Source organism: Fredinandcohnia quinoae, assembly GCF_022427965.1.
Lineage (GTDB): Bacteria > Bacillota > Bacilli > Bacillales > Bacillaceae_L > Ferdinandcohnia > Ferdinandcohnia quinoae.
Genome location: NZ_JAKTTI010000042.1, coordinates 1 through 23,019, shown reverse-complemented (window position 1 = coordinate 23,019; position 23,019 = coordinate 1). Strand labels below are relative to the sequence as shown.

Sequence of the window (23,019 nt, the reverse complement as noted above, 5' to 3'; positions counted from 1 at the left end):
GTCTATTTTTAAATAAATAGTTACAAAAAAATTACAATGAAGTATGGTGCTACATTAATAGTTGTAATTACAGGTGCAAGCAGTGGAACTTGTGAAGCATTTCACTTATTATTTTCGGATAACCTTCATCCATTCAATATTTTTTAAGTCAAATAGGTTTAGTTTCTTTAATAATTTAATCAATTATAGTAGGTATATTTATGAACAGTTTCTCTTATACGCCGTATATCTTTGATTGGGGACAGGCCGAACCTTCGGGTGTATTCCCGACTGAAATGCGATGGACTTTCATACCCCACCTGGAATGCTGCCTCAGCCGCTTCCATGTTTTCCGTTAAAAGCAATCGCCGTGCTTCCTGCAGGCGGAGCTGTTTCTGGTACTGGATGGGACTCATGCCTGTTACTTCCTTGAAATGATTGTAAAAGGATGACGAGCTCATTCTGGCTTCTTTCGCCAATTCGTCCACCTTTAAGGGCTGTGCGAATTCCCGGTTCAACACTCCAATCACCTTTGCAATCCTCTGACCCTGACTGCCTACAAGTGCAAAATGCTTCATGGAATCATTCTTATCATTCTGCAGAATACGGTAAGCGATCTCACGCTTGACACTGGAGGCAAGGACTGGTATATCCTGTGGAGTTTCCAGGAGCCTGATAAGCCGCAATACCGTGTCAAGGAGCGAGTCTTTTACCCGGCTAATTACCAGACCGCGGCCTGGAGGGTTGCTAGGAATGACTTGATTCGACGATTGAATGACTTCGAAAATCTGGTTCATATCAAGCTGCAGATTTACACATAAATAAGGAATTTCCGGCGAAGCCTCTACGACCTGCCCTGTGATCGGCAAATGAACGGAAGCAGTCAAATAACTGGCCGAATTGTATTTATAACTTTCTTCCCCGAGCATAACCACTTTTGAGCCCTGGGCCACGACACAAAGGGATGGTTCGTAAACAGAGTACACTGGTTCAGATATCCGGGAAGCACGGACAAGCCGCAAGCCAGGTATAGACGTCTCATGCGTTCCATCCATTGTTACATTCCTCTCCAGTAACTCTACTAATTCCTTGATTCGATTCATGACCAACCCCTCCGAACTTTCCAATAAATGGTTCACCCTTCTTTTACTCTCTATACTATCCTTTTTTGGAGGATTAGGCAATAATTGTGTATTTTCCGGCTACCCCCTTCTGTCCTCAACCACTCATAATGATTTTATGGTCACACACTACAATTGGAGGATTAAGAAATTGATTATATTTCTGTTAGTGGATCTTTGGTTCACCCTATTTACCATCCTACCGAGGTTGGAGGTTTAAATGTGAAAGGAGATGGAGAAATGAAGAAAGAACACGCTAATTCCCATCCGTATGTAGGCATGTGGGTTACTGCAGACAACTATATTCGGCACGAGTTGCTTCCGAGCGGACGATATGACGAAGCCCGCGGTGATCGCAAAAACGCCTATCAAGGTAGATATACGATCAAAGGCAATCATATCGAATATGTCGATGATACAGGTTTTACTGCTGATGGTGATTTTATCGATGGGGTGCTGTACCATGCAGGCATGGTGCTCTATCAGGAAGAACTTAGGGAAGGGATCAAGAAATGATGTCTATACTTATTCGCGGCGTACTCCATGGAATTGCTGCGGGTCTTCCCGTTATGAAAAACAAGGTTTCGGACATTTCATTAACATCGCATCCATCGGCGCCTACGAAGTTACCCCGACAGCAGTTGTCTACTGCGGGACAAAATATGCCGTGCGGGATTACGTCATGAGAATGCAGGGCAAGGCATCCGTGTGACCCTCATAGCCAGGTGTAACCCAATCAGAACTAGCCGAGAGCATTACAGACAATGAGGCGAGGGAAATCATGAAGGAATATCGACGTACCGCCCTGTCAGCAGCTGCCATTGCCCGTGCTATCGTCTATGAGCTTGAACAGCCAGAAAACACCGATATAAGTGAACTGGTCATCAAACCTGTGGTGTGAGGAGAGGAGTAGAAATCCAATTTGGTAAGTTCAAAGAATTAAGGAATAATCCTATTAGGTATATAGTAATAGTTGTAATGAATAAATTGGATAACTTAAAAAAATAAAATAGTATCTGATTAAGGAAATCCTATTATAAGGCAACCTTAAATGATTATATCGATCCTATTGAATTGTGAATAAGCCGAAGTCTAAAAACAAGTCTCTAAATCCTACTAGATGATTACATGAAATGAGCGTTATTTTCCATCTCTACGAATTATAATGGAAGGCCTCCATTATAATTCGTATGCTTTTTTGTATCTTCTTTGAAAATGAAAATTCCCAATATTAAAACACCCAACCAGTAAAAATATGATGCTATATCTATATAGTTCATATTTCTTCATTTCATATGTCTTTTCCCCCTCATAGATTAACCCTTATTGTTCTACCCCCTTTTAATACCTTCAACTACAGGAATTTTTTGCGATGTGTTTCTAATCGTTTAGAGCTATCTTTAATTGGATGGCTACAATATAAAGAGTGATTCCAAAATTTGGTATGGATTAATATTTTTTTAAGAAGTTTGTAACGAAATGAGTAGGCGCGGTATTAATATTAGGAACAGTATGAGAGAGAAGGTCATCAACAAAGTAGATTAAAAAATATGGTATGGATTAAAATTTTTTTGGAAAAATTGTAACGAAATGTGTAGATGCGGTATTAATACTAAGAACAGTGAGAGAGAAGGTCGTCATGAATACGCTTGAAAAAGAATACGAGGAGATACACCCAAAAATATATGCCTTTTTTTATGCCAAGACTGCGAATCGGGAGACTGCTCAAGATCTCTGTCATGATACCTTTTATGAGGCGTGTAAAAGCATTGCATCTTTTAATGGTCAATCTACCTTGTCGACGTGGATATTCGCAATTGCGAATAACATATTAAAAAAATATTACCGCAAAAGTAAATATCAGCAAAGCTTGATCCAAAAACTCGCTACGATTCCGGAAGCTGACATTCGCTCAATCGAGGAATTAGCAGAAATTCACGAGGATACGAGAAAGCTTTTGCATCATATTTCAAAATTGGATGATTATGCAAGAGAATTAGTGCTTTTACGTATTTACGGGGAGCTAAGCTTTATGGAAATTGCAGAGCTGCTAGGTAAATCTGAAACCTATACACGTGTGACCTTTCACCGTTTAAAATTGAAAATTCAAAAGGAAATGGAGTTGACTATATGAATAAAAATTGTACCATTACGCAAGATCTATTACCGTTATATGAAGAGGAGTTATTACAGCCAGAAACAAAACGATTTGTTGATGAGCATTTGCAGAGCTGCCTGGAATGCCGCCACATCGTGGAACAATCACAAATTCCGCTGCCCTCAAAAGTAAAACCAGGCGGTGCTTCTAAAAAAATGATTCGGGATATAACCGTGAAATTGACGACAATACAGATTTTCTTTGTAGCAATTGCCTTTATAGTAGCGATGAGCACGACCATTATGAATGACAATAGTGGCTTTATCCTGACCTATGCCATTTTAGGTGCGGTTACGTATCTGTTTTACCGATCGGTACTCGTTGCCGTCCTGCTTGCGGGCATACCAAATTTCATATGGAATTGCCTGTTATATATGACGGATTGGTTCGGCGAATTTTATGCTGAAAGTTTCGTGGAAGCTTTTCAACTAGTACTGACGACCTTAATCATTCACCTGCTGTTTACTTTTATCGGAATCGTCATCGGCTTTTGCATCCTTAAAATAAGAGAGGAAAATTAATTATGAAAAAGAAAATAATATACAGTGTGATTGCTATTTTATTAATTGTTTTCGTTCTGTTTTCCTATATGCAACTGAATGGAAATCCAATAGACAAAAACAAAGCAAAGGAGAGCCTGGAAGAGTTTTTAGAACAAACTTATCCGGACATGGACTACAAGATCAAGCGGTCGGTAGGGTATGGATGGACCGATGGCACTTTTCATTTTAAAGTAATGAAAAAGGATCCATCAGTTGAAACCACTTATAGGTTTTATGTCTCCGCTCTCGAACCGTATGAAGTTTATAGTGATACGATCCACGAATCCAACATAGACAAAGAGGCATCCAAAAAGCTAAACGTAGAGGCACAGCAATATATTCTGGCACTCCTCCAGGAAAAAGTGCCGCAAGTCAATTCAGTGGCTACCGATGTGGAGGTATACAATAACGATGCCGAGGAATGGACGCCACAACTGAAAACACCAAAGCCCATTCTCATTATGTTGGAAATTGAAAAAGGCGATTTGACAAAGGAGCAAATGCTACAACAGAGCCAGGAAATACAGAAGCAATTGAATAGTGAGTCCATCGATTATTATTTAGCAGAAGTAGGGTATCTTAGCATCATCAATGGTGAAGAAAATTATGAGTATGTTAGTTTTACACCAGAACAAGAATTAACTATAAAGGATGTAGATTAAATACGAATTTTCTGGACAGCTAACAAGAGTTCTGTTCCAGGTCGACAACTCCATAATGGGTAGCTTCAGAATCAACTAAAACTAAAACTAAAACTCTATGCCATAGAGAAAAGCTATCTTTCTCGTAAGAATTTATGAGAGGATGGTTTTTTATTTGCTGAAGAATAAAATCCATTAAAAGGACACTACTAAACCTAACTGGTGTTCCATTTATAATTATACCAATTAGTGAAACTAAAAAGACAAGCCTTACACCTTGATGTGCGAAGGCTTTGATAAAAAATTCATTATTTGTATTTTCCTATATCCTCGATATTAATATGATAGTTGATATTAGGCATAATTCTATATGATCTCTTTTCAATCCATATAAAAAGCCCCTAACATATTCTTTTTTTAATATGCAAGAACATGAAAATAGTAGAGAGGCATGAGTTCGGTGCAATACCGAACTCACACCAAAGTAGCTACCTAAATCCTGTGTCTAATTTTTGAGGTTCAGATCAAAATTGTGTAGTCCTTTTTTTGTTTGCACAGTAGCATCACCCTAATATGCAAATTCTTAAAAGAGCTTCATTATTTGAGCTTAGATAATGCCTTTTCTGGTATCTCATCCTTTTGAACTTCCTCCCAGAATTTCCCTAGGCTACCTTCTGCATACATTCTTAAATATGCATCTGAGCGTAGTTCTCTATCAATGACTCTGACAATTTCTTGTTTCTGGCCATCCTCAGCGTAGCCGGTAAATGTATAGCGATATTTTCCATTCCAAAGCTTTTTATAATTGTCTGATTCAGTCTTTACATAATGAGGCTTATATTCACTCTCAAATAACCCTTCAATTGTTGGCTTTAGCCCACTCGTTGTGTTTTCTAAGTACACACTCCCACCAATACCCAATATAACTATACACGTGATAATAATAACCCACTTTTTCATTCATATCCCGCCTTCTAATTAATTTTACTTCTATTCACATTCTATAAAAACAAAGATGGGAGAGAAATTGATTCTACTTACAATTCGCTTACAGCACTGTAAGGTTGGTGGTGTTTTCCAATCTATGTCATAATGTTTCTAAGTAAAGGAGAGAGACTATGCAAAAGATTATGATTGTTGAAGATGACCCGAAGATTGCAGAGCATCTAGAATCCTATATCAATAAATACGGTTACGTAACCATCAAAGCAATAGATTTCGAGAACGTTATGGAGACCTTTCATGAACACAAACCAGACCTTGTGCTTTTAGATATTAATCTTCCTAGCTTTGACGGCTATTATTGGTGCAGACAAATTCGTATAGAATCAATATGTCCCGTGATCTTTATTTCAGCCCGAATTGGTGAGATGGACCAAGTGATGGCACTAGAAAATGGCGGCGATGATTTTATTACAAAACCCTTTCATCCGGAAGTTGTCATGGCCAAGGTACGCAGTCAGCTTCGCCGTGCGTATGGGGAATATGCTAATCAAGCAGTTGAGCGTGTGTTAGAGACAAAAGGGCTCCAGTTATTTCCTGAGAGACTAGAATTAAATTTTAAGAATCAAACCACTACGTTATCCAAGAATGAAGCGGATATCATTGAGTACTTGATGGAACGTTATCCGCGAGTTGCTGGGCGCGAAGATCTACTTGAAAAGCTCTGGGATGAGCAGGCCTATGTGGATGAAAACACCCTGAATGTTAATATGACTCGAGTCAGAAAAAAATTTGAATCCATTGGTATTAAAGGTGCCATTGAGACCGTAAGAGGTGCTGGCTATCGACTTAACGTCATATGGCAGGAAGCGGACCAACAATGAAATTATTCTTCAGAGAGCATTTCTTATTAATTTTCATACAGCTTATTCAGTTTGCCGTTATTTTTACTATTTATTGGCTGGATGGATATCACCGGCTAAAACCAGCTTTGTATGGGATATTACTTGGCTTTTTTACTTTTGGATGCTACCTTTTCTATCAATATTTTAGTCGTCGCCAATTTTATAGACGTCTTAGTCAACCCCTTGAATCATTAGATGAGTCTTTTCAAGAAACAGAGCAAATTCCTGTATCCGAAGCACTTCAAGCCTTATTAAGGGAACAATATAAGCATTATCAAACACAAATAAAAAAGTTGGAGTCTGCTCAAGAGGAGCATCTGAAATTCATGGATCATTGGGTTCATCAAATGAAAACTCCCCTGTCGGTCATTGAACTATCTGCCCAAAGCCTGGATGAACCAGATTCTTCTAATATTCGTGAAGAAACAGACCGAATGAAAACAGGCTTGAACACAGTTCTTTATATGTCGCGTCTCCGTTCAATTGAACAAGATTTTCATATTAAACCTGTATACTTATCGAGAATTATCCATGAGGCGAATGGAGAGTATAAACGCTTTTATATAAGAAACAAAGTGTATCCGAAGCTTCAAATAAAAAAGGAACTTATAGTTGAATCAGATGAGAAATGGATATACTTTATGCTTACACAGCTAATCAGTAATGCAGTGAAATACTCAGCAGGGAAAAGCAGCCATATCCTCTTATTACTTTATGAAAAGGAAAATGAAGCAGTATTAGAAGTAAAAGACTACGGTGTTGGCATTCCTAATACAGATTTAAAGCGGGTCTTCGCACCTTTTTTCACAGGAGAAAACGGGCGGAAATTTAGAGAATCTACTGGTATGGGACTCTATTTAACAAAAGAAGCAGCAGAGCATCTCGGTCATCGTATAGAGTTTGATTCAACAGTTGGTGAAGGAACCACGTTTCGTATTATTTTTTCAGAAACACAAAACCTTACAGCCCCGTAAGAAAAGTGAAAGAATAATCGATTTCTTCATTCATGAAATAAAAGATATACTAATCACAGATCAAAAGCAGTGAAAGGAGATCTTGTGATGCTAAATGTAAAGCAAGTCAGTAAAATTTATGAGGGTAAAGTCGCCTACCGAGCGTTAACGGATATAAATTTGAAGATTGAAGAAGGAGAATTTGTCGGAATTATGGGTCCTTCAGGAAGTGGCAAGACAACCTTACTTAATATGATTGCCACTATCGATGAACCGACAACTGGTGAAATATTAATCAACGGAAAGAACCCACATAAACTGAAAAAAGACAAATTAGCTGAATTTCGCCGTCGTGAGTTAGGCTTTGTCTTTCAGGAGTTTAATCTACTACACACTTTAACAGTAGAAGAGAATATTGTTCTCCCCCTAACATTGGATGGGAAAGCAGTATCAGAGATGAAAAGAAAAGCAGCAGAAATTGCTGAAATACTAGGAATCACAGCAATTCTAAATAAAAGAACATACGAAATTTCCGGTGGACAAGCGCAAAGAGCAGCTGTCGCCAGAGCAATGATCCATTCACCAAAGCTGCTTCTTGCTGACGAACCTACAGGAAATCTTGATTCCAAATCTTCAAAGGACGTTATGGGGATGCTTCAAGAAATTAATCAAAAAAGGCAAACAACTATGATGCTGGTAACTCATGATCCTCAAGCAGCAAGCTACTGTAATCGAGTCGTCTTTATCCGTGATGGGAGATTTTATTCAGAAATTCATCGCGGTGATAATCGCCAAGCCTTTTTCCAAAAGATTATCGATACACTTTCTTTAATGGGAGGGGATGGACATGACCTTTCGCAAATTCGCGTTTAATAACGTTCTTCGAAATAAGCGTTTATATGCAGCCTATTTCTTAAGCAGTATGTTTATGGTAATGGTCTTCTTCACCTTTTCTATTTTTTCATTTCATCCAGCTCTAACCGGTGACACGTTGAACGAAAACGTCACTACAGGTATGAACGTATCATCTATCATCATTTTTGTTTTTTCATTTTTCTTTATCCTGTACTCCATGAGTTCTTTTTTACAATCACGAAAGAAGGAATTCGGACTGTTAATGATGCAGGGAATGTCCATGAAGCAAATTCGTTCGATGGTATTTTTGGAAAACATGGTCATTGGATTATTTGCAACCATCAGTGGGATTGTGCTTGGACTCGTTTTTGCCAAAGCTATTCTTTTGATAGCTGAAAATGTTCTACTTCTTAATGACAAACTGAATTTTTATATTCCATTACAAGCCATTCTCCTGACATTTGTTGCTTTTATCGCTTTGTTTTTCTTTATTTCTTTATTTGTTTCCTATATTTTACGAAGCAATAAGCTCATTACCCTAATCAAAGGGAATAAAATATCCAAAGGTGAACCAAAAGCAAACATCATCTTAACACTTCTTGCCACTATTTTACTGGCAGCCGGTTATGGTACTGCATTGGTAGCAGAAGGAGATGCGGTAATTGCGGTCATGCTACCTGTTATTATTGTTGTGACGATTGGCACGTATTTGTTTTTTACGCAATTAAGTGTATTTATCATCAACCGTTTAAAAACAAAGGAAAAGTTTTTTTGGAAAAAAACCAATATGATCCTATTTTCAGATCTTTCTTTTCGAATGAAGGATAATGCACGAACTTTCTTCATGGTAGCAATGGTTTCGACAGTCGCTTTCAGTGCAATCGGAACTTTGTACGGATTTCAATCTGCGTTTATATCAGAGTCCACAAAAACAGATCCTTATACATTTTCATATGAGTCCTACGGAAAAAATGAAGAGCATGATGTACAACTCATTAATGAAACCTTGCAAAAAGAAAAGGTTAAAGCCAACTCTGAGCATATGAAGTGGACCGAATATGAAATGTCAACAGGTTGGACCTTAATTGCAAAGGAATCTGACTTTAACCGCTTCGCTAAGCTTATCGGTGAAGATAGCATTGAGGTTGAAGAAGGACAATTATTTGTAGTCGAGTATCCAGATTCATCCCTTAGTGAGACAGAAGCACTGATGAAGCAAACGGTGGAGCTAAATTCAGGAACTAGCTTGCAGCCACAAGAGGTTCTAATCTCGAAAGCCTTACCTAACAGGTTCTCTTATTATGTTATTTCTGATCACGACTATGAAGACCTTCCGTTAGCAATTTATAAGATGAGTTTTTATGCTTGGCAAGTAACGGATGGGGAAGAAAGAATTTTTGCTGTTTCAGAAGAGCTCTATCCCCAGTTGAACGATTACCAGTTTAACCCTACTGAATATACGGTCTATGTTATGAAGAAACAGTATGCATCTCTTATGTTTGTTGGATTATTTATCGGTATTGTCTTCTTTGTATCGGCAGGCAGCTTCCTATATTTCCGTTTATACATGGATTTAGAAGAAGATAAGCAAAAGTTCAAGTCTATTGCCAAGATGGGATTAACAGAAAAGGAATTAAAGAAAATTCTTAGCAGACAGACAATGATTCTTTTCTTTGCACCCATCATTGTTGCCATTTTTCATGGTGCAGTGGCACTTACCGCCTTATCTCACCTATTCGACTTTAGTCTCGTAAAGGAATCAGCTACCGTCCTTTCTGTCTTCTTTGTCATCCAAGTACTGTACTTTTTCATTGTTCGCTTTTTCTATACAAAACAGGTTAAAGGAGAGGTACTTTAATCGATGAAAGGGAAAGTCCTTTAAGACTTTCTCTTTTTCGTATTATCACTTGAAATATGCTTTTTAACCTATTTTCGATGGAATTGTGGGTTCGAGAATGCTTTAAAGTCTGTGCATTCAATTAAAATCTGATGAAATGCTAATCAATATGTTAAAGAAGCATCGGCTTAAACAAAATGAAATTAAATTAAATAATAGACCTATTTATCAAGACAACGAGTTTATTTTTGCTCGATAGGATGGGCATCGACAATATATGGAGTATAATTAAAAGTGTTTCGAGTATATGCCTCGACGAATATTATAAGTTACATGTTGTTTATTTTCGCAAAATGAGAGGAGGAAATTGCTATTATTTTTAAGAGAAAAATATTAACTGCTATTCTTAGTAGTTTGCTATTTGCACTTATCTTTTCAGTACTTGGTGACTTCGAAGTGAACCGATTTTTTAATTTATATTTCAATTTATTTTATTTAAACTTGATAATTGTAATTACATACGGAGTTCTTGCTTCCTTCTTTAGTGACTGGCTTAGTAGGAAGCTTGCTAAAAGAGCTTATACAAGTGAAGTTACCTCCTTCATATTACATTGCGGCTGCGGAGCAATATTACAAGTTTTTGGTCTTGGTTCTGCTATCTTATTCTTTATTATTGATCGTTTTTTAGGTAGGGTGAAGATTGGATGGTTGACAGTCATCATAGCATTATCAACTGTAGCGCTAGTATATATCATTTTAATTAATTGGTAGACAAAAAAACGAATTGAACTTAAAGTTAGAGATTCGAAGTATGTACTTTAATATCGATCTTCAACAATTGGGCGCATTTTCAGAGGATGAGTTTGCGCTCTCCTAAAGAGGAACACTCCACGTCACCCATGAAATGAAAAAAGAAGCCTCCCAAAAAGTTCAGTGAACTTATGAGAAGCCTCCGTTAAAAACCTCAATGTTAGCAAACCACTCTCATCCTACCACAAAACCCATTCATATCAAGGGTTTGAGGGGCAGATTACATCATTCCACCCATTCCGCCCATGCCACTCATATCGGGCATTGCAGGTGCATCTTCTTTAATGTCAGCTACTACTGCTTCAGTTGTTAGGAACATAGCTGAAACAGATGCTGCGTTTTGAAGTGCTGAACGAGTAACTTTAGTTGGGTCAACGATTCCAGCTTCGAACATGTTTACCCATACGCCAGATGCTGCGTTGAAGCCAACTCCAAGTGCTTCGTTTTTCAAGCGTTCTACAACGACAGATCCTTCAAGACCAGCGTTGTGAGCGATTTGACGAACTGGCTCTTCAAGAGCACGAAGTACGATGTTCACACCAGTTGCTTCGTCGCCCTCTAATTTTAACTCTGCTACTTTGTTGTATACATTTACAAGGGCAGTACCACCACCTGAAACGATACCTTCTTCAACAGCAGCACGAGTTGAGTTAAGAGCGTCTTCGATACGTAGTTTACGTTCTTTTAATTCAGTTTCAGTAGCAGCACCAACTTTGATTACTGCAACTCCACCAGCTAATTTAGCTAGGCGCTCTTGTAATTTTTCTTTATCGAACTCAGAAGTTGTTTCTTCCATTTGAGCACGAATTTGGTTTACACGAGCAGCAATTTTATCAGACTCGCCTGCACCTTCAACGATTGTTGTATTTTCTTTTGTTACCACGATTTTAGATGCACGACCTAATTGTGAAATGTCTGCAGATTTAAGGTCTAAGCCTAATTCTTCAGTAATTACTTCTCCACCAGTTAGGATTGCGATGTCTTCAAGCATTGCTTTACGACGGTCACCAAATCCAGGAGCTTTAACAGCTACTGCATTGAACGTTCCACGAAGCTTATTCACTACTAATGTAGATAATGCTTCACCTTCAACATCTTCAGCAATTAGTAACAATGGTTTGCCTTGTTGAACCACTTGCTCTAATAATGGCAGGATTTCTTGAATGCTAGAAATCTTTTTGTCTGTAATTAAGACATATGGATTTTCAAGAACTGCTTCCATTTTATCTGTATCAGTTACCATGTATGCTGATGCATATCCACGGTCAAATTGCATACCTTCTACAACATCTAGTTCAGTTGTGAAGCCTTTTGATTCTTCAATTGTGATAACTCCATCGTTACCAACGCGCTCCATTGCTTCAGCGATTAGTTGGCCAACTTCTTTGTCATCTGCAGAAATTGCAGCAACTTGTGAAATCGATTCTTTACCTTCGATAGGTTTAGAAATTGCTTTTAATTCTTCAACTGCTACAGTAACAGCTTTTTCAATCCCTTTACGAACGACCATTGGGTTTGCACCAGCAGTTACGTTTTTCAAGCCTTCACGAATCATTGCTTGAGCAAGAACAGTTGCAGTAGTTGTACCGTCACCAGCTACATCGTTTGTTTTGCTAGCTACTTCAGCTACTAGTTTAGCACCCATATTTTCGAATGCATCTTCTAATTCGATTTCTTTTGCGATTGTTACACCGTCATTTGTAATAAGTGGTGAACCGAATTTTTTCTCAAGAACCACGTTACGTCCTTTTGGTCCAAGAGTTACTTTAACAGCGTTTGCTAGGGCATCCACACCACGTAGCATTGAACGACGAGCTTCTTCACTAAATTTAATTTCTTTAGCCATGTTAAAAAACCTCCTCTAAATATTCAATCGAGCTTTATTATGATATAGGGCTGTACGGTATTAACCGATAACAGCTAGAATGTCACTTTCACGTAAAACTAAGTATTCTGTACCTTCGTATTTCACTTCAGTACCAGCATATTTTGAGAAGATGATGCGATCACCTACAGTAACCTCTAATGCTACTTTTTCACCACTATCTAGTACTCGACCAGTACCAACAGCAACTACTTTACCTTCTTGAGGCTTTTCCTTCGCAGAATCTGGTAATACGATACCACTTGCAGTCTTTTCCTCTGATTCAACTAGTTCAATAACAACGCGATCACCTAATGGTCTTAACAAGTGAAACAACCTCCTCAAATCATTTAATTTAGTTATTTTTGGTTATTTATTAGCACTCGAATCACTTGAGTGCTAACACAATTATTATATTAAATAATCTTAATTTTTTTTGCAAGTATTTCGCAATAAAAAATTAAAAATTAATACAAGCAAAAATTGTCCTACTTATGTAGACTATGCCAATGGGTGGAAAAATAAACCACATTCTTAATTTTTTCTATGAAATATCCAAATTGCATAATACTAATTGAAGTAACCGAATATATGGTACAATACAAAACATGACAAGATAGTTATAGATAAGGAGTCAATCATATTGAAAGCACGTTATTGGTATGTCATTTTAACCTATGTACTTATGCAGTTATCTGGTGTTTTAGGATTCCCTCTTTTAATGAAGCTTGGTGTTGGTGATGGTTTAAAAGCGACTGATGCAGAAAATTTGATCATTGCCTATTGGACAATTATTAGTTTTGTTGCTGCATTACCGATTGTACTTTACCTACTACGTCAGGATATGAAAGAAAGACGCCAGAATCCTAAGCGTTCTACGAAATGGGAAGCATTTGGTTGGGCTATAGCTGGGGTTTTTATGGCCTTTGCAGCACAAATTATTGCAGCTAATATTGAAATTCATCTTTTTGGAATTGAAGCAGGATCCGAAAATACACAAAATATAATGGCTCTCGTCAAATCAGTTCCTTTTTTAATCATCGTTGTATCCGTAATTGGTCCAATTTTAGAGGAAATTGTTTTCCGTCAAATTATTTTTGGTGCTCTATATAAACGATTTAACTTTTTCATCGCTGGATTACTTAGTTCACTGGTCTTTGCTGTTGTTCACATGGACTTTTCACACATTCTATTATATACAGCAATGGGCTTTACCTTTGCATTCTTATATGTGCACACGAAAAGAATCATTGTTCCTATATGTGCGCATGTTGCCATGAATACGTTTGTCGTGGTTATGCAAACTATTTTTGCAGATGATATTGAGAGAATTTTAAAAGAGACGGAAAATTTACGGCAAACGTTTATTGGAGGATTTTAGTTTATGCGAAGAACATCACCCTTTTTCATGGGAATCATCTATTCAATGATGGGGATTTTATTCACGTATATCGCGATAAATAGTGCGAAAGAAACCATTTGGAACTTTTCCACAATCCTCATCATACTTGTTGCAACGTTTGACTTTGGGGTAGCAATCCGAATGTTTGCATTACACGGTAAAATTAAAAAAATGACGAAAAAATAACCTCCGCTTTTGGAGGTTATTTTCTTATCCAATATTATTTGCTTCCATTTCTGCCTTAAGCACTTTTCGGTATGCGCGTTTCGACACAATAATACTAACCTCGTATAGTCCAAATAACGGAACCGACACCATCATATGTGAAATTAGTTCTGGGGGTGTAATCAACCCAGCGACGACTAATAGGATAAAATAGGCATACTTCCGACTTTTGGACAGGAACATCGGTGTAATGATTCCTAACCTTGTTAGGAACATGATTACAACTGGCAACTGAAATAGAAAACCAAATGGCAACGTTAACTGTAACAAGAACTGAAAATATTCATTTATTCCAATAACCTGGTTAATAGCCAGCCTCTCTGCTAGTCCTCCCATAAATTTCACAACAAATGGAAATAGTATAAAATAAGAGAAAGATATCCCTATTAAAAAAAGAATCACTGAAACAGGAATATAGCTCAATGTAACCTTTCTCTCTTTTTCATACAAGCCTGGGCTAATAAATGCCCATAGCTGATACAGTAAAAAAGGCGAAGTTATTACTAATGCAATAATAAAGGCAAATTGCATATATATTTTAATCGGATCAGTAATACGGAATGCATTCATCGTTAACTCTTTTGCTTCTCTAGCATTTTGTAAGTAAAGGATCAAATGCTCTGCAAAAAATAAGCTAGCGACAAATACAATTAAGAAGAAAACGACTACATAGATCAGTCGTTTTCTTAATTCCCCTATATGATCGAAGACGGACATTTCATTATCATTCATGTTCATGAGATTCATCCTATCATTACTTCACATCAGTATCTTTCTTTTTAACATCCTCATCATCATCAGCTAAACCTTTTGTTGCATTTTTGAATTCACGTAATGTATTACCTGCTGCCTTGCCCAATTGTGGCAATTTGCTAGGTCCAAAGATTAATAATGCTGCAATAACGATTAAAGCGATGCTGCCTGCTCCAAGACCCATACCAGTCACCTCCTTAAGATTAAACTATTTTTTCTATTTACTCACTTGGATAATGCTTTAAAAAATAGACTAGCGATTGAAGCTCTACTGCCAAATCAATGTGGTGTACCCGAATATCATCAGGAACATTTATTCTAGCTGGTGTGAAATTTAATATACCTTTTATACCACGACTTACTAATCGATCAGTTATCGATTGTGCTGCTCCAACAGGAACCGTCAGAATCGCAACTGTCACATCTTCAGGTAACTCTTTTTCTAAGTCATCTAAATGACAGACACTAACTCCTCCAATATCAGAGCCAACCTTATTATAATCTACATCAAACGCTATCTCAATTTTTGTATTATTATTTTTTGAAAAGTTATAATGTAAAAAAGCTGTCCCTAAATTTCCAACGCCTATCAACGTAACCTTCGTTATCTCATCTTGATCAAGAGTCTTTCGGAAAAAGGTTAACAAATAATCAACATTATAACCATACCCTTTTTTTCCTAAGGCTCCAAAATAGGAAAAGTCACGTCTTATCGTAGCTGAATCTACCTTCACAGCTTCACTTAATTCAGCAGATGACACCCTTTGTTTACCAGATGCATGCAAATTTTTTAAAAAACGATAATAGAGTGGTAATCTTTTTGCAGTTGCTTGTGGTATTTTTGATTGATCAAGATTCAATTTACATCCCCCGCATATCGGAACTATATAGATTGTTCAAAACCCTATCGTCTTGAACTGTCACTACATGTCTTCCCGTCTAAAATCTCCATTCTTCCCACCTGTTTTTTCTTCTAAATAGGTAGGACCAATAATCATTCCTTTATCAACAGCCTTACACATATCATATACGGTCAATGCACTTACAGAAGCTGCTGTTAATGCCTCCATCTCAACCCCAGTACTACCCTTTGTTTTGACAGAAACCGTGATTTCTAACTTATACTCTTCATTTTGAATCAACCATGAAAATGAAATATCAACACCTCTTAATGATAGAGGATGACACATTGGAATAATGTCAGATGTTTTTTTTGCGGCCATAATTCCTGCTACTTGAGCAACTGCCAAAACATCACCTTTTCCAATTTCATTATTCTTGATTTTCTCATATATTTGCTTATTAACAGTCACACTTGTTATCGCAATCGCTGTACGTACAGTCTCTAACTTATCTGTAATATCGACCATTTTTGCCCGGCCCTGTTCATTAAAATGGGTAAAAGAAGACATCAAAATACCCCTTTCGTAAATCAAATATACCTTGAATGAAATTAACTATACACTATTTTATCACATCTGTCTTTGGCACATCTGTGAACAATATCATTGTTGCCCTCTCTAGTTAAGATAAGATACACTACATATAGGAAACTAGAGGTGAATTACATGATACTATTACAAGTAAATCAGCTAAAAAAATATTTTGGTGCTGATCTTATTTTATCGAATATAAAACTAGAAGTACAATCCAAAGATAGAATTGCTCTCGTAGGACGAAATGGAGCCGGAAAATCAACTTTATTAAAAATGATTTCTGGCCAATTATCATATGATAGCGGAGAAATCATCAAACCTAAAAGTGTCACTATTGACTATTTAGCTCAAGATACCGGACTTGAATCAAATCTTTCAATTTGGGAGGAGATGCTTACTGTTTTTGCTCCACTACGCAAACTAGAAGCAAATTTACGCGAACTTGAAATTAAAATGGGAGATCCTTCTGCATTTCATAACCCTACTGATTATGAAAAGCTACTTGCAGAATACGACCATCTTCAAGTCACATTTAAGGAACAAGGTGGCTACCAATACGAAGCTGATATTCGTTCCATTTTACACGGGTTTAATTTCTCTGAATTCGACTATAACACGTCAATTTCTAGCTTGAGTGGTGGTCAAAAGACACGACTAGCCCTATGTAAGCTTTTATTAACAAAGCCTGACTTGCTAATCTTGGACGAGCCTACAAACCACTTAGACATTAGCACTCTCACTTGGCTTGAACAGTATTTGCAAGGCTATCCAGGGGCACTTCTAATTGTCTCCCATGATCGCTATTTTCTTGATAAAGTAGTCAATCAAGTTTATGAAATCGAAAGAAAATCATCAACCAAATTTGTAGGGAATTATAGTAACTATTTAAAGCTGAAAGCTGAAAACTATGAAATCGAGCTTAAAAAATATGAAAAACAACAGGATGAAGTTGAAAAACTAAAGGATTTTATCGCCCGAAACTTAGTAAGAGCATCCACAACGAAACGAGCTCAAAGTAGACGAAAACAACTTCAGCGTATGGAATTAATGGATCGACCACTCGGTGATGAAAAATCAGCATCTTTCAAATTTGAAATTGATCGACAAAGTGGAAATGATGTCTTAAGCGCCAAAAATATTTCAGTTGCTTATGAAAATCAGGATCCAATAATTAAGAATATCAATTTCTCCATCTATCGAGAAGACAGTATCGCGCTTGTTGGTCCGAATGGAATCGGGAAATCCACCCTTTTAAAAGCAATCATTAATCGACTTCAATCGGTTGAAGGAAACTTTCACTATGGATCTCATGTAACAATTGGTTACTATGATCAACAGCAGGCTAATTTAACATCAAATAAACGTGTATTAAATGAATTATGGGATGAGTACCCCCTTAAGCCCGAAAAGGAAATTCGTACAGTACTTGGCAATTTCCTTTTCACAGGGGATGACGTCCTAAAAACTGTTTCAACATTAAGTGGTGGGGAGAAGGCACGGCTTGCATTGGCAAAACTTATGCTAGAACGGTCCAATTTTCTCATTCTAGATGAACCTACAAACCATCTTGACCTAGATAGCAAAGAAGTTTTGGAAAATGCACTAGTCGACTATCCTGGTACAATTTTATTCGTATCACACGACCGCTATTTTATTAACAGAATTGCAACTAAGGTATTTGAGTTATCCACAGATGGCTTAACAGAATTCCTTGGAGATTACGATTATTACCTTGAAAAAAAGAATGAAATGATTGAGCTTGCACAGCTTGAACAAAAAGAGCTGAATACGAAGCAAAAAGTCACTATCCAAGAGAAAACTTCATACGAGCAGGATAAAGAAGCAAAAAAACTTGAGCGTCAACGAAAGCGAAGAATTGAAGAAATTGAACTTGAGATATCCTCGATTGAAGAAAAACTTGAAGAAAATGAACAATTCCTATGTGACCCAGAGGTTTATCAGGATCACGAAAAAGTACAACAAATCAATGATAATAACAAGCAATTATCGGATAAACTAGACATTCTCATGGAAGAATGGGAATCCCTACATGAAATAAGCGGATAAAGAGAAACTTCAAACTGATTGGGGTTTCCTACTTGTTAGTACGGATTAATTTTTCCACAAAGTTATCCCCACCCTTTTTTTAAAAGGTGGGGGCTTTTTATATCAAAAGACCTAGGATTAATCCCCTATTTTCAAATACTTTTCCACAATTCAAAAAGTTATCAACTGTTTTATCCACATTATCCACATTTTTTCATAAAGTTATCCACATTCTATATCCACATAATACTTTTTTATTCTATATAGCATTTCAGAGGTTTTCCACAATTGTTAAGAACTTGTGGATAATTTATCAACAAAAGGAGCCCTTACATCGGATGTAAGGACTCCTTTTTACACTTTACTATTTTTCAATATCCAAGCCTGGGTTTGCATTCAAAGCAAGAGTAGAACGCTTCCCTTTTTCATACATAATGCTGCCGATAGCTGCTATCATTGCTGCATTATCCGTACAAAGTGATAGTGGCGGTATGATTAACTTTACACCTTCCATATCGGAGAATCGATTCTCTAAGGCATATCGCAAGCCCTTATTAGCTGCAACCCCTCCAGCTAATAATACCTCTTTTACCTTATATTCCTTCGCTGCCTTCACTGTCTTCGTTACGAGTACATCAATCACACTTGCCTGGAAGCTTGCAGCAAGATTTTCCGGCTCAATAATCTCTCCACGTTGCTCTGCATTATGAAGTGTGTTAATTACGGCTGATTTTAATCCACTAAAGCTAAAATCATATGAATCTTCCTCAAGCCATGCACGTGGAAGGCTAATGGTTGGTTCACCTTCATGTGCAAGCCTATCAATATGAGGTCCTCCTGGATATGGCAGATTAAGTGTTCTAGCTACTTTATCATAGGCCTCTCCTGCAGCATCATCTCTTGTTTCTCCAATCACTTGAAATGTTCCATGCTCTTCCATATACACAAGCTCTGTATGTCCGCCTGAAACAACGAGTGATAGTAGGGGAAACTCTAGTTCCTCAATCAAACGATTTGCATAGATATGTCCAGCAATATGATGAACACCAACAAGTGGTATATTATGTGCAAAAGCAACCGCCTTCGCTGCATTCACACCAATCAATAATGCTCCAACAAGCCCTGGCCCCTCTGTTACTGCGATTGCATCAATATCTTCGAATGTGACATTTGCTTGCTTCATTGCCTCTTCAAGCACAATTGTGATTTCCTCAACATGGTGCCTTGAAGCTATTTCAGGAACGACTCCCCCAAAACGTTTATGACTCTCGATCTGTGAAGCAACCACATTTGATAAAATCTCCCTACCATTTCGAACAATTGCTACTGCGGTTTCATCACAGCTCGTTTCAATTCCCATTATTATTTGGTCATTACTCATTTAAATTCACCCACATAACTAAAGCATCCTCTTGATTATCTGTGTAATAATTTTTCCTAATGCCACCGGCCTGAAATCCAAGTTTTTTGTATAGCGATTGAGCAACAATATTTGATACACGGACCTCAAGTGTCATCGTTATCGCACGATGCTGCATCGCTAATATTTTAGCTTGCATTAACAAAGCTTCACCCAGCTTCATTCCCCGATATTCAGGGAGTACAGCTATATTGGTGATATGTGCTTCATCAACAATTAACCACATACCACAATAGCCGATAATCCGATCACCATCTGTCATAACAATATATTTCGCAAACTGATTATGCAGCAATTCATTATAAAAAGCTTCCTTACTCCACGGTACCGTAAATGATGTATTCTCAACTTCCACGACACCATCAATATCATCCAATGTCATAAAACGAAATAAAATTGATCTTGTCATCATTTCCCCCATCTTACCCTTGCCTCTTCGCTATCCAATTAGCTTCTGCTTCCGCCAAACGGATGTAATTAGGAACAAATGTATGAACATCCTCTGCTTCCTTGTTCATTCCAAGCATTGCAAGCTCTCCTGGTCTAGGATTCCAATCTGTATAAGCTGCAAATGTAGCCAGTTCACCAAGTTCGTTTTGGATGATTTCTTGATGAATGGGTAAGTCATTACCTAAAAATAAAGTAGGAGTTGCACTTTCCCTTAACTCATTCAGCCAATCAACTAAAAGTAAAATTTTATCTTCTTTTTTACAAATGAGCCTTCCATCCGTATACGCGTAAAGTCCAGTATATACTTGGCCTCTCCTCGCATCAAAAATCGGAGAAATGAATCCATTGAAGAATCTCCCGTTTGCAGCAAGTGCCTCTAGACTTGATATCCCAACCAGCGGAATATTAAGTGCCCAGGCAAGCGACTTTGCAATCGTCACTCCTATTCTCACACCTGTATACGACCCAGGTCCTTTTGCTACGACAATTTTATCTAACTCATTCACTTTTAAACCACATTCAAGTAAAAGCTGTTCAATTGCTGGCATAACACGGATAGAGTGGTTTTTTGCGAGGTTTGTAATGATTTCCCCTACTACCTTTTCACCATCAAGCAAGCCTATTCCCATCACATTATTTGATGTATCTATTGATAATACCTTCATTATCCAAATAACTCCTCACATAATTGATGATACCGTTCCCCAATTGGTTGAACATTTATTTTTCGGGTCGTTTCACCTTGATTCTGAATGGTAATAACAAGTCTATTTACGGGAAGCTGCTCCTCAATTAAATGAGACCATTCAACAACCGTAACTCCCTCTCCCTCAAAATATTCATCAAATCCTAAATCTTCACAACTATTTTCCAATCTATACACATCCATATGGTACAGTGGAAGACGTCCATGATATTCTTTTATGATTGTAAAAGTTGGGCTATTAACTGTTCTCGTTATCCCGAGACCTTTTGCTAATCCTTTTGTAAAAGTCGTCTTCCCAGCCCCAAGATCTCCCTCTAGTGTCAAAACATCACCTGGCTGCAATTGCTCAGCAAGTTTATAAGATATTTCCCAAGTTTCTTCAGGTGAATATGTGATTAATTCATAGTTTTTCATTTCGTTTCCACCTTAAAGTGGTTATACCCCTTCTTATCAAGAATATAACTTTTATCTTTTTTATTTAATAATACCTTCTGAGGTCCTTCAGAGACAGTACCAATCTTCGTAATTATGAAGCCTTTTTCATCACACTGTTTGTATATATTTTCCCAATCTGATTTTGGCATTGTACCGATTAATTCAAAATCTTCTCCACCATACAGCGCCCACTCGATTGAACGACTATTATTATATTCTCTAATAGCTTTACTTAGTGGGAGGCAATCTTCATCAATTGAAAAGACCACTTGACTTGCTTTTGCAATCTCATTTGCCTCACTTGCAATTCCATCACTAATATCATTAAGTGATACTCTTGGTAATGCTGCTAACATTCTACCAATTTCAACTCTCGGTTGGGGAAATTGATGTTTATAAACCAAGATCTTTTCTGTTTCACTAAAAACCTTATCTTCATTATGTAATAACACATCTAACCCTGCCGCAGAATCCCCCACAGTTCCTGTTACAAAGACAATATCTCCAGGCTTAGCATTACTACGCAAAAGGTGTTTATCCTTTTCAATTTCACCTATTACAGTGACAGTTATAGTTAAACAGTCTGCCGTAGAAACGGTATCCCCACCAATTAAATCCATTTTATACTTATTTGCTAGCATAGCCATTCCATCATAAATCGATAACAACTCTTGTTCATCCCAACATTTTGGTATCGCAATAGATACGAGATAAAAGGTAGGAATTCCCCCCATTGCGGCAATATCACTAATATTAACAGCTAATGCTTTGTAGCCAATCTGATAAGGAGACATTGTAGCTGTTGTAAAATGTATACCTTCCACCATTGTGTCCATACAAATGATTTGTTCCATCTCAGGCTTTTGGTGAATAAGTGCTGCATCATCCCCAATTCCTTCAATGAGACTAGATTGATATATTTTTTTCGGTTTTATTTGTTCAATAAAATCAAATTCATCTTGGATTGACAATCCTTCCACTCCTATATAGAAATGTACATGTACCTGAATATCCGTTGGAATATTGTTGACAACCACGACATGTAGCAAATTCTTCGTCAACTCATTCAGGTTAAAAAAATCCTTAGGACTTTTCCTAAGGAACCTATCTACATTTATTTAGTTTACATGATTTTGATGGATTGTACAAAAGTGTTACTTTAATCAGCCAAACCTTAAAACTTTTTATGAAAACATCATGCGTAGATCCTAGTTATGCTCGTTATATTTGAAATTTGCACATTAGAAATGACATATGCACGCTTCTCCTGAGATTTACTCGTTACTTTTGTTATATGCTCATTATTTTTGACATTTGCATGTTAAATCTTAATTATGCACGTTAGGAACTCTATTAATTTTGATTAGCAATTACATACCATTTTTATGATTTATACATTTTCTGAACATAATGAAAGATACCCAGCCAAAATATTTATTACAACAAAAAAAAACGAAACAATATGTTTCGCATTCGCAAAAAATATGGCGGTCCCGACCGGGATCGAACCGGCGATCTCCTGCGTGACAGGCAGGCATG

The 23,019-nt window shown here is 37.3% G+C and carries 25 protein-coding genes and 1 pseudogene; 13 read left to right on the top strand and 13 right to left on the bottom strand.

Going from position 1 to position 23,019, the window contains the following annotated elements:
- Positions 1 to 179: 179 nt before the first annotated feature.
- Entirely contained in the window at positions 180 to 1,082 is a 903-nt protein-coding gene (locus MJG50_RS19190; RefSeq protein ID WP_240257383.1) for an AraC family transcriptional regulator, read from the bottom strand.
- A 258-nt stretch (positions 1,083 to 1,340) separates the two neighbouring features.
- Between MJG50_RS19190 and MJG50_RS19185 the strand changes: the two genes are divergently transcribed.
- The 5 genes and pseudogenes from MJG50_RS19185 (at position 1,341) to MJG50_RS19165 (ending at position 4,462) form a co-directional block, all read left to right on the top strand.
- Positions 1,341 to 1,616, top strand: coding sequence for an Atu4866 domain-containing protein (locus MJG50_RS19185; RefSeq protein ID WP_240257382.1), 276 nt, complete (start codon positions 1,341 to 1,343; stop codon positions 1,614 to 1,616).
- Positions 1,613 to 2,001: pseudogene (locus tag MJG50_RS22415) on the top strand (SDR family oxidoreductase); the annotation flags it as partial. The gene MJG50_RS19185 and the pseudogene MJG50_RS22415, both read left to right, overlap by 4 nt.
- 738 nt (positions 2,002 to 2,739) lie before the next feature.
- Positions 2,740 to 3,234, top strand: coding sequence for an RNA polymerase sigma factor (locus MJG50_RS19175; protein ID WP_240257381.1), 495 nt, complete (start codon positions 2,740 to 2,742; stop codon positions 3,232 to 3,234).
- Positions 3,231 to 3,779 (top strand): zf-HC2 domain-containing protein, encoded by a 549-nt coding sequence (locus MJG50_RS19170; RefSeq protein ID WP_240257380.1) that lies wholly within the window; start codon positions 3,231 to 3,233, stop codon positions 3,777 to 3,779. Before MJG50_RS19175 ends, MJG50_RS19170 begins: the two co-directional genes overlap by 4 nt.
- Before the next feature lie 2 nt (positions 3,780 to 3,781).
- On the top strand, positions 3,782 to 4,462 hold the full coding sequence (locus MJG50_RS19165; RefSeq protein WP_240257379.1) for a YfjL-like protein: 681 nt from the start codon (positions 3,782 to 3,784) through the stop codon (positions 4,460 to 4,462).
- A 576-nt stretch (positions 4,463 to 5,038) separates the two neighbouring features.
- Here the strand turns inward: MJG50_RS19165 and MJG50_RS19160 are convergent.
- Complete coding sequence (locus MJG50_RS19160; protein ID WP_240257378.1) at positions 5,039 to 5,401, bottom strand: YxeA family protein; 363 nt, start codon at positions 5,399 to 5,401, stop codon at positions 5,039 to 5,041.
- Positions 5,402 to 5,559: 158 nt separating this feature from the next.
- On the opposite strand from MJG50_RS19160, the gene MJG50_RS19155 reads away from it, so the two are divergent.
- From MJG50_RS19155 to MJG50_RS19135, 5 genes are all read left to right on the top strand, one after another.
- Positions 5,560 to 6,267 carry a response regulator transcription factor gene (locus MJG50_RS19155; RefSeq protein ID WP_240257377.1) on the top strand — a complete coding sequence of 236 codons (708 nt, stop codon included), beginning with the start codon at positions 5,560 to 5,562 and terminating at the stop codon, positions 6,265 to 6,267.
- Positions 6,264 to 7,262: a sensor histidine kinase gene (locus MJG50_RS19150; RefSeq protein WP_240257398.1), complete on the top strand. Its 999-nt coding sequence runs from the start codon at positions 6,264 to 6,266 to the stop codon at positions 7,260 to 7,262. The genes MJG50_RS19155 and MJG50_RS19150 overlap by 4 nt, the downstream gene beginning before the upstream one ends.
- An 87-nt stretch (positions 7,263 to 7,349) precedes the next feature.
- On the top strand, positions 7,350 to 8,114 hold the full coding sequence (locus MJG50_RS19145; protein ID WP_240257376.1) for an ABC transporter ATP-binding protein: 765 nt from the start codon (positions 7,350 to 7,352) through the stop codon (positions 8,112 to 8,114).
- Entirely contained in the window at positions 8,089 to 9,954 is a 1,866-nt protein-coding gene (locus MJG50_RS19140) for an ABC transporter permease (RefSeq protein ID WP_240257375.1), read from the top strand. Before MJG50_RS19145 ends, MJG50_RS19140 begins: the two co-directional genes overlap by 26 nt.
- A gap of 435 nt (positions 9,955 to 10,389) precedes the next feature.
- Entirely contained in the window at positions 10,390 to 10,704 is a 315-nt protein-coding gene (locus MJG50_RS19135) for a hypothetical protein (RefSeq protein ID WP_240257374.1), read from the top strand.
- A 259-nt stretch (positions 10,705 to 10,963) separates the two neighbouring features.
- Here MJG50_RS19135 and groL read toward each other — a convergent pair whose 3' ends face one another.
- A complete protein-coding gene (groL, locus tag MJG50_RS19130; RefSeq protein WP_240257373.1) occupies positions 10,964 to 12,589 on the bottom strand; it encodes a chaperonin GroEL in 1,626 nt (541 codons plus the stop codon).
- A 60-nt stretch (positions 12,590 to 12,649) separates the two neighbouring features.
- A complete protein-coding gene (gene groES / locus MJG50_RS19125) occupies positions 12,650 to 12,934 on the bottom strand; it encodes a co-chaperone GroES (RefSeq protein ID WP_240257372.1) in 285 nt (94 codons plus the stop codon).
- Between the two features lie 316 nt (positions 12,935 to 13,250).
- Here groES and MJG50_RS19120 point away from each other — a divergent pair, with 316 nt between their 5' ends.
- Together MJG50_RS19120 and MJG50_RS19115 are read left to right on the top strand one after the other, a co-directional pair.
- Entirely contained in the window at positions 13,251 to 13,988 is a 738-nt protein-coding gene (locus tag MJG50_RS19120) for a CPBP family intramembrane glutamic endopeptidase (protein ID WP_240257371.1), read from the top strand.
- Positions 13,989 to 13,991: 3 nt separating this feature from the next.
- Positions 13,992 to 14,195: a YdiK family protein gene (locus MJG50_RS19115; protein WP_240257370.1), complete on the top strand. Its 204-nt coding sequence runs from the start codon at positions 13,992 to 13,994 to the stop codon at positions 14,193 to 14,195.
- Positions 14,196 to 14,219: 24 nt separating this feature from the next.
- On the opposite strand, the gene tatC is transcribed toward MJG50_RS19115, so the two are convergent.
- From tatC to moaC, 4 genes are all read right to left on the bottom strand, one after another.
- Positions 14,220 to 14,966 (bottom strand): twin-arginine translocase subunit TatC, encoded by a 747-nt coding sequence (tatC, locus tag MJG50_RS19110; protein ID WP_240257397.1) that lies wholly within the window; start codon positions 14,964 to 14,966, stop codon positions 14,220 to 14,222.
- A 22-nt stretch (positions 14,967 to 14,988) separates the two neighbouring features.
- Positions 14,989 to 15,171, bottom strand: a complete 183-nt coding sequence (locus MJG50_RS19105) for a twin-arginine translocase TatA/TatE family subunit (RefSeq protein ID WP_240257369.1) — start codon at positions 15,169 to 15,171, stop codon at positions 14,989 to 14,991.
- 37 nt (positions 15,172 to 15,208) lie between these two features.
- Entirely contained in the window at positions 15,209 to 15,847 is a 639-nt protein-coding gene (locus MJG50_RS19100) for a redox-sensing transcriptional repressor Rex (RefSeq protein ID WP_240257368.1), read from the bottom strand.
- Between the two features lie 63 nt (positions 15,848 to 15,910).
- Positions 15,911 to 16,399, bottom strand: coding sequence for a cyclic pyranopterin monophosphate synthase MoaC (gene moaC / locus MJG50_RS19095; RefSeq protein WP_240257367.1), 489 nt, complete (start codon positions 16,397 to 16,399; stop codon positions 15,911 to 15,913).
- A gap of 156 nt (positions 16,400 to 16,555) precedes the next feature.
- Here moaC and MJG50_RS19090 point away from each other — a divergent pair, with 156 nt between their 5' ends.
- Entirely contained in the window at positions 16,556 to 18,490 is a 1,935-nt protein-coding gene (locus MJG50_RS19090) for an ABC-F family ATP-binding cassette domain-containing protein (RefSeq protein WP_240257366.1), read from the top strand.
- Between the two features lie 343 nt (positions 18,491 to 18,833).
- Here the strand turns inward: MJG50_RS19090 and tsaD are convergent, their stop codons facing one another.
- From tsaD to thiL, 5 genes are read right to left on the bottom strand one after another with little or no spacing between them, the layout of a single operon-like run.
- Positions 18,834 to 19,850, bottom strand: a complete 1,017-nt coding sequence (tsaD, locus tag MJG50_RS19085) for a tRNA (adenosine(37)-N6)-threonylcarbamoyltransferase complex transferase subunit TsaD (protein WP_240257365.1) — start codon at positions 19,848 to 19,850, stop codon at positions 18,834 to 18,836.
- On the bottom strand, positions 19,843 to 20,298 hold the full coding sequence (gene rimI / locus MJG50_RS19080; protein ID WP_240257364.1) for a ribosomal protein S18-alanine N-acetyltransferase: 456 nt from the start codon (positions 20,296 to 20,298) through the stop codon (positions 19,843 to 19,845). Before rimI ends, tsaD begins: the two co-directional genes overlap by 8 nt.
- A gap of 13 nt (positions 20,299 to 20,311) precedes the next feature.
- A complete protein-coding gene (tsaB, locus tag MJG50_RS19075) occupies positions 20,312 to 21,004 on the bottom strand; it encodes a tRNA (adenosine(37)-N6)-threonylcarbamoyltransferase complex dimerization subunit type 1 TsaB (RefSeq protein WP_240257363.1) in 693 nt (230 codons plus the stop codon).
- Positions 21,004 to 21,459 (bottom strand): tRNA (adenosine(37)-N6)-threonylcarbamoyltransferase complex ATPase subunit type 1 TsaE, encoded by a 456-nt coding sequence (gene tsaE / locus MJG50_RS19070; RefSeq protein WP_240257362.1) that lies wholly within the window; start codon positions 21,457 to 21,459, stop codon positions 21,004 to 21,006. The genes tsaB and tsaE overlap by 1 nt, the downstream gene beginning before the upstream one ends.
- Entirely contained in the window at positions 21,456 to 22,451 is a 996-nt protein-coding gene (gene thiL / locus MJG50_RS19065; RefSeq protein ID WP_275695676.1) for a thiamine-phosphate kinase, read from the bottom strand. The genes tsaE and thiL overlap by 4 nt, the downstream gene beginning before the upstream one ends.
- Positions 22,452 to 23,019 lie beyond the last annotated feature (568 nt).

Coding starts and splice junctions, on each gene's coding strand:
- MJG50_RS19190 (WP_240257383.1), bottom strand. CDS start 1,082: ATGAATCGAATCAAGGAATTAGTAGAGTTACTGGAGAGGAATGTAACA.
- MJG50_RS19185 (WP_240257382.1), top strand. CDS start 1,341: ATGAAGAAAGAACACGCTAATTCCCATCCGTATGTAGGCATGTGGGTT.
- MJG50_RS19175 (WP_240257381.1), top strand. CDS start 2,740: ATGAATACGCTTGAAAAAGAATACGAGGAGATACACCCAAAAATATAT.
- MJG50_RS19170 (WP_240257380.1), top strand. CDS start 3,231: ATGAATAAAAATTGTACCATTACGCAAGATCTATTACCGTTATATGAA.
- MJG50_RS19165 (WP_240257379.1), top strand. CDS start 3,782: ATGAAAAAGAAAATAATATACAGTGTGATTGCTATTTTATTAATTGTT.
- MJG50_RS19160 (WP_240257378.1), bottom strand. CDS start 5,401: ATGAAAAAGTGGGTTATTATTATCACGTGTATAGTTATATTGGGTATT.
- MJG50_RS19155 (WP_240257377.1), top strand. CDS start 5,560: ATGCAAAAGATTATGATTGTTGAAGATGACCCGAAGATTGCAGAGCAT.
- MJG50_RS19150 (WP_240257398.1), top strand. CDS start 6,264: ATGAAATTATTCTTCAGAGAGCATTTCTTATTAATTTTCATACAGCTT.
- MJG50_RS19145 (WP_240257376.1), top strand. CDS start 7,350: ATGCTAAATGTAAAGCAAGTCAGTAAAATTTATGAGGGTAAAGTCGCC.
- MJG50_RS19140 (WP_240257375.1), top strand. CDS start 8,089: ATGACCTTTCGCAAATTCGCGTTTAATAACGTTCTTCGAAATAAGCGT.
- groL (WP_240257373.1), bottom strand. CDS start 12,589: ATGGCTAAAGAAATTAAATTTAGTGAAGAAGCTCGTCGTTCAATGCTA.
- MJG50_RS19115 (WP_240257370.1), top strand. CDS start 13,992: ATGCGAAGAACATCACCCTTTTTCATGGGAATCATCTATTCAATGATG.
- tatC (WP_240257397.1), bottom strand. CDS start 14,966: ATGAATGATAATGAAATGTCCGTCTTCGATCATATAGGGGAATTAAGA.
- MJG50_RS19105 (WP_240257369.1), bottom strand. CDS start 15,171: ATGGGTCTTGGAGCAGGCAGCATCGCTTTAATCGTTATTGCAGCATTA.
- moaC (WP_240257367.1), bottom strand. CDS start 16,399: ATGTCTTCTTTTACCCATTTTAATGAACAGGGCCGGGCAAAAATGGTC.
- MJG50_RS19090 (WP_240257366.1), top strand. CDS start 16,556: ATGATACTATTACAAGTAAATCAGCTAAAAAAATATTTTGGTGCTGAT.
- tsaD (WP_240257365.1), bottom strand. CDS start 19,850: ATGAGTAATGACCAAATAATAATGGGAATTGAAACGAGCTGTGATGAA.
- rimI (WP_240257364.1), bottom strand. CDS start 20,298: ATGACAAGATCAATTTTATTTCGTTTTATGACATTGGATGATATTGAT.
- tsaB (WP_240257363.1), bottom strand. CDS start 21,004: ATGAAGGTATTATCAATAGATACATCAAATAATGTGATGGGAATAGGC.
- tsaE (WP_240257362.1), bottom strand. CDS start 21,459: ATGAAAAACTATGAATTAATCACATATTCACCTGAAGAAACTTGGGAA.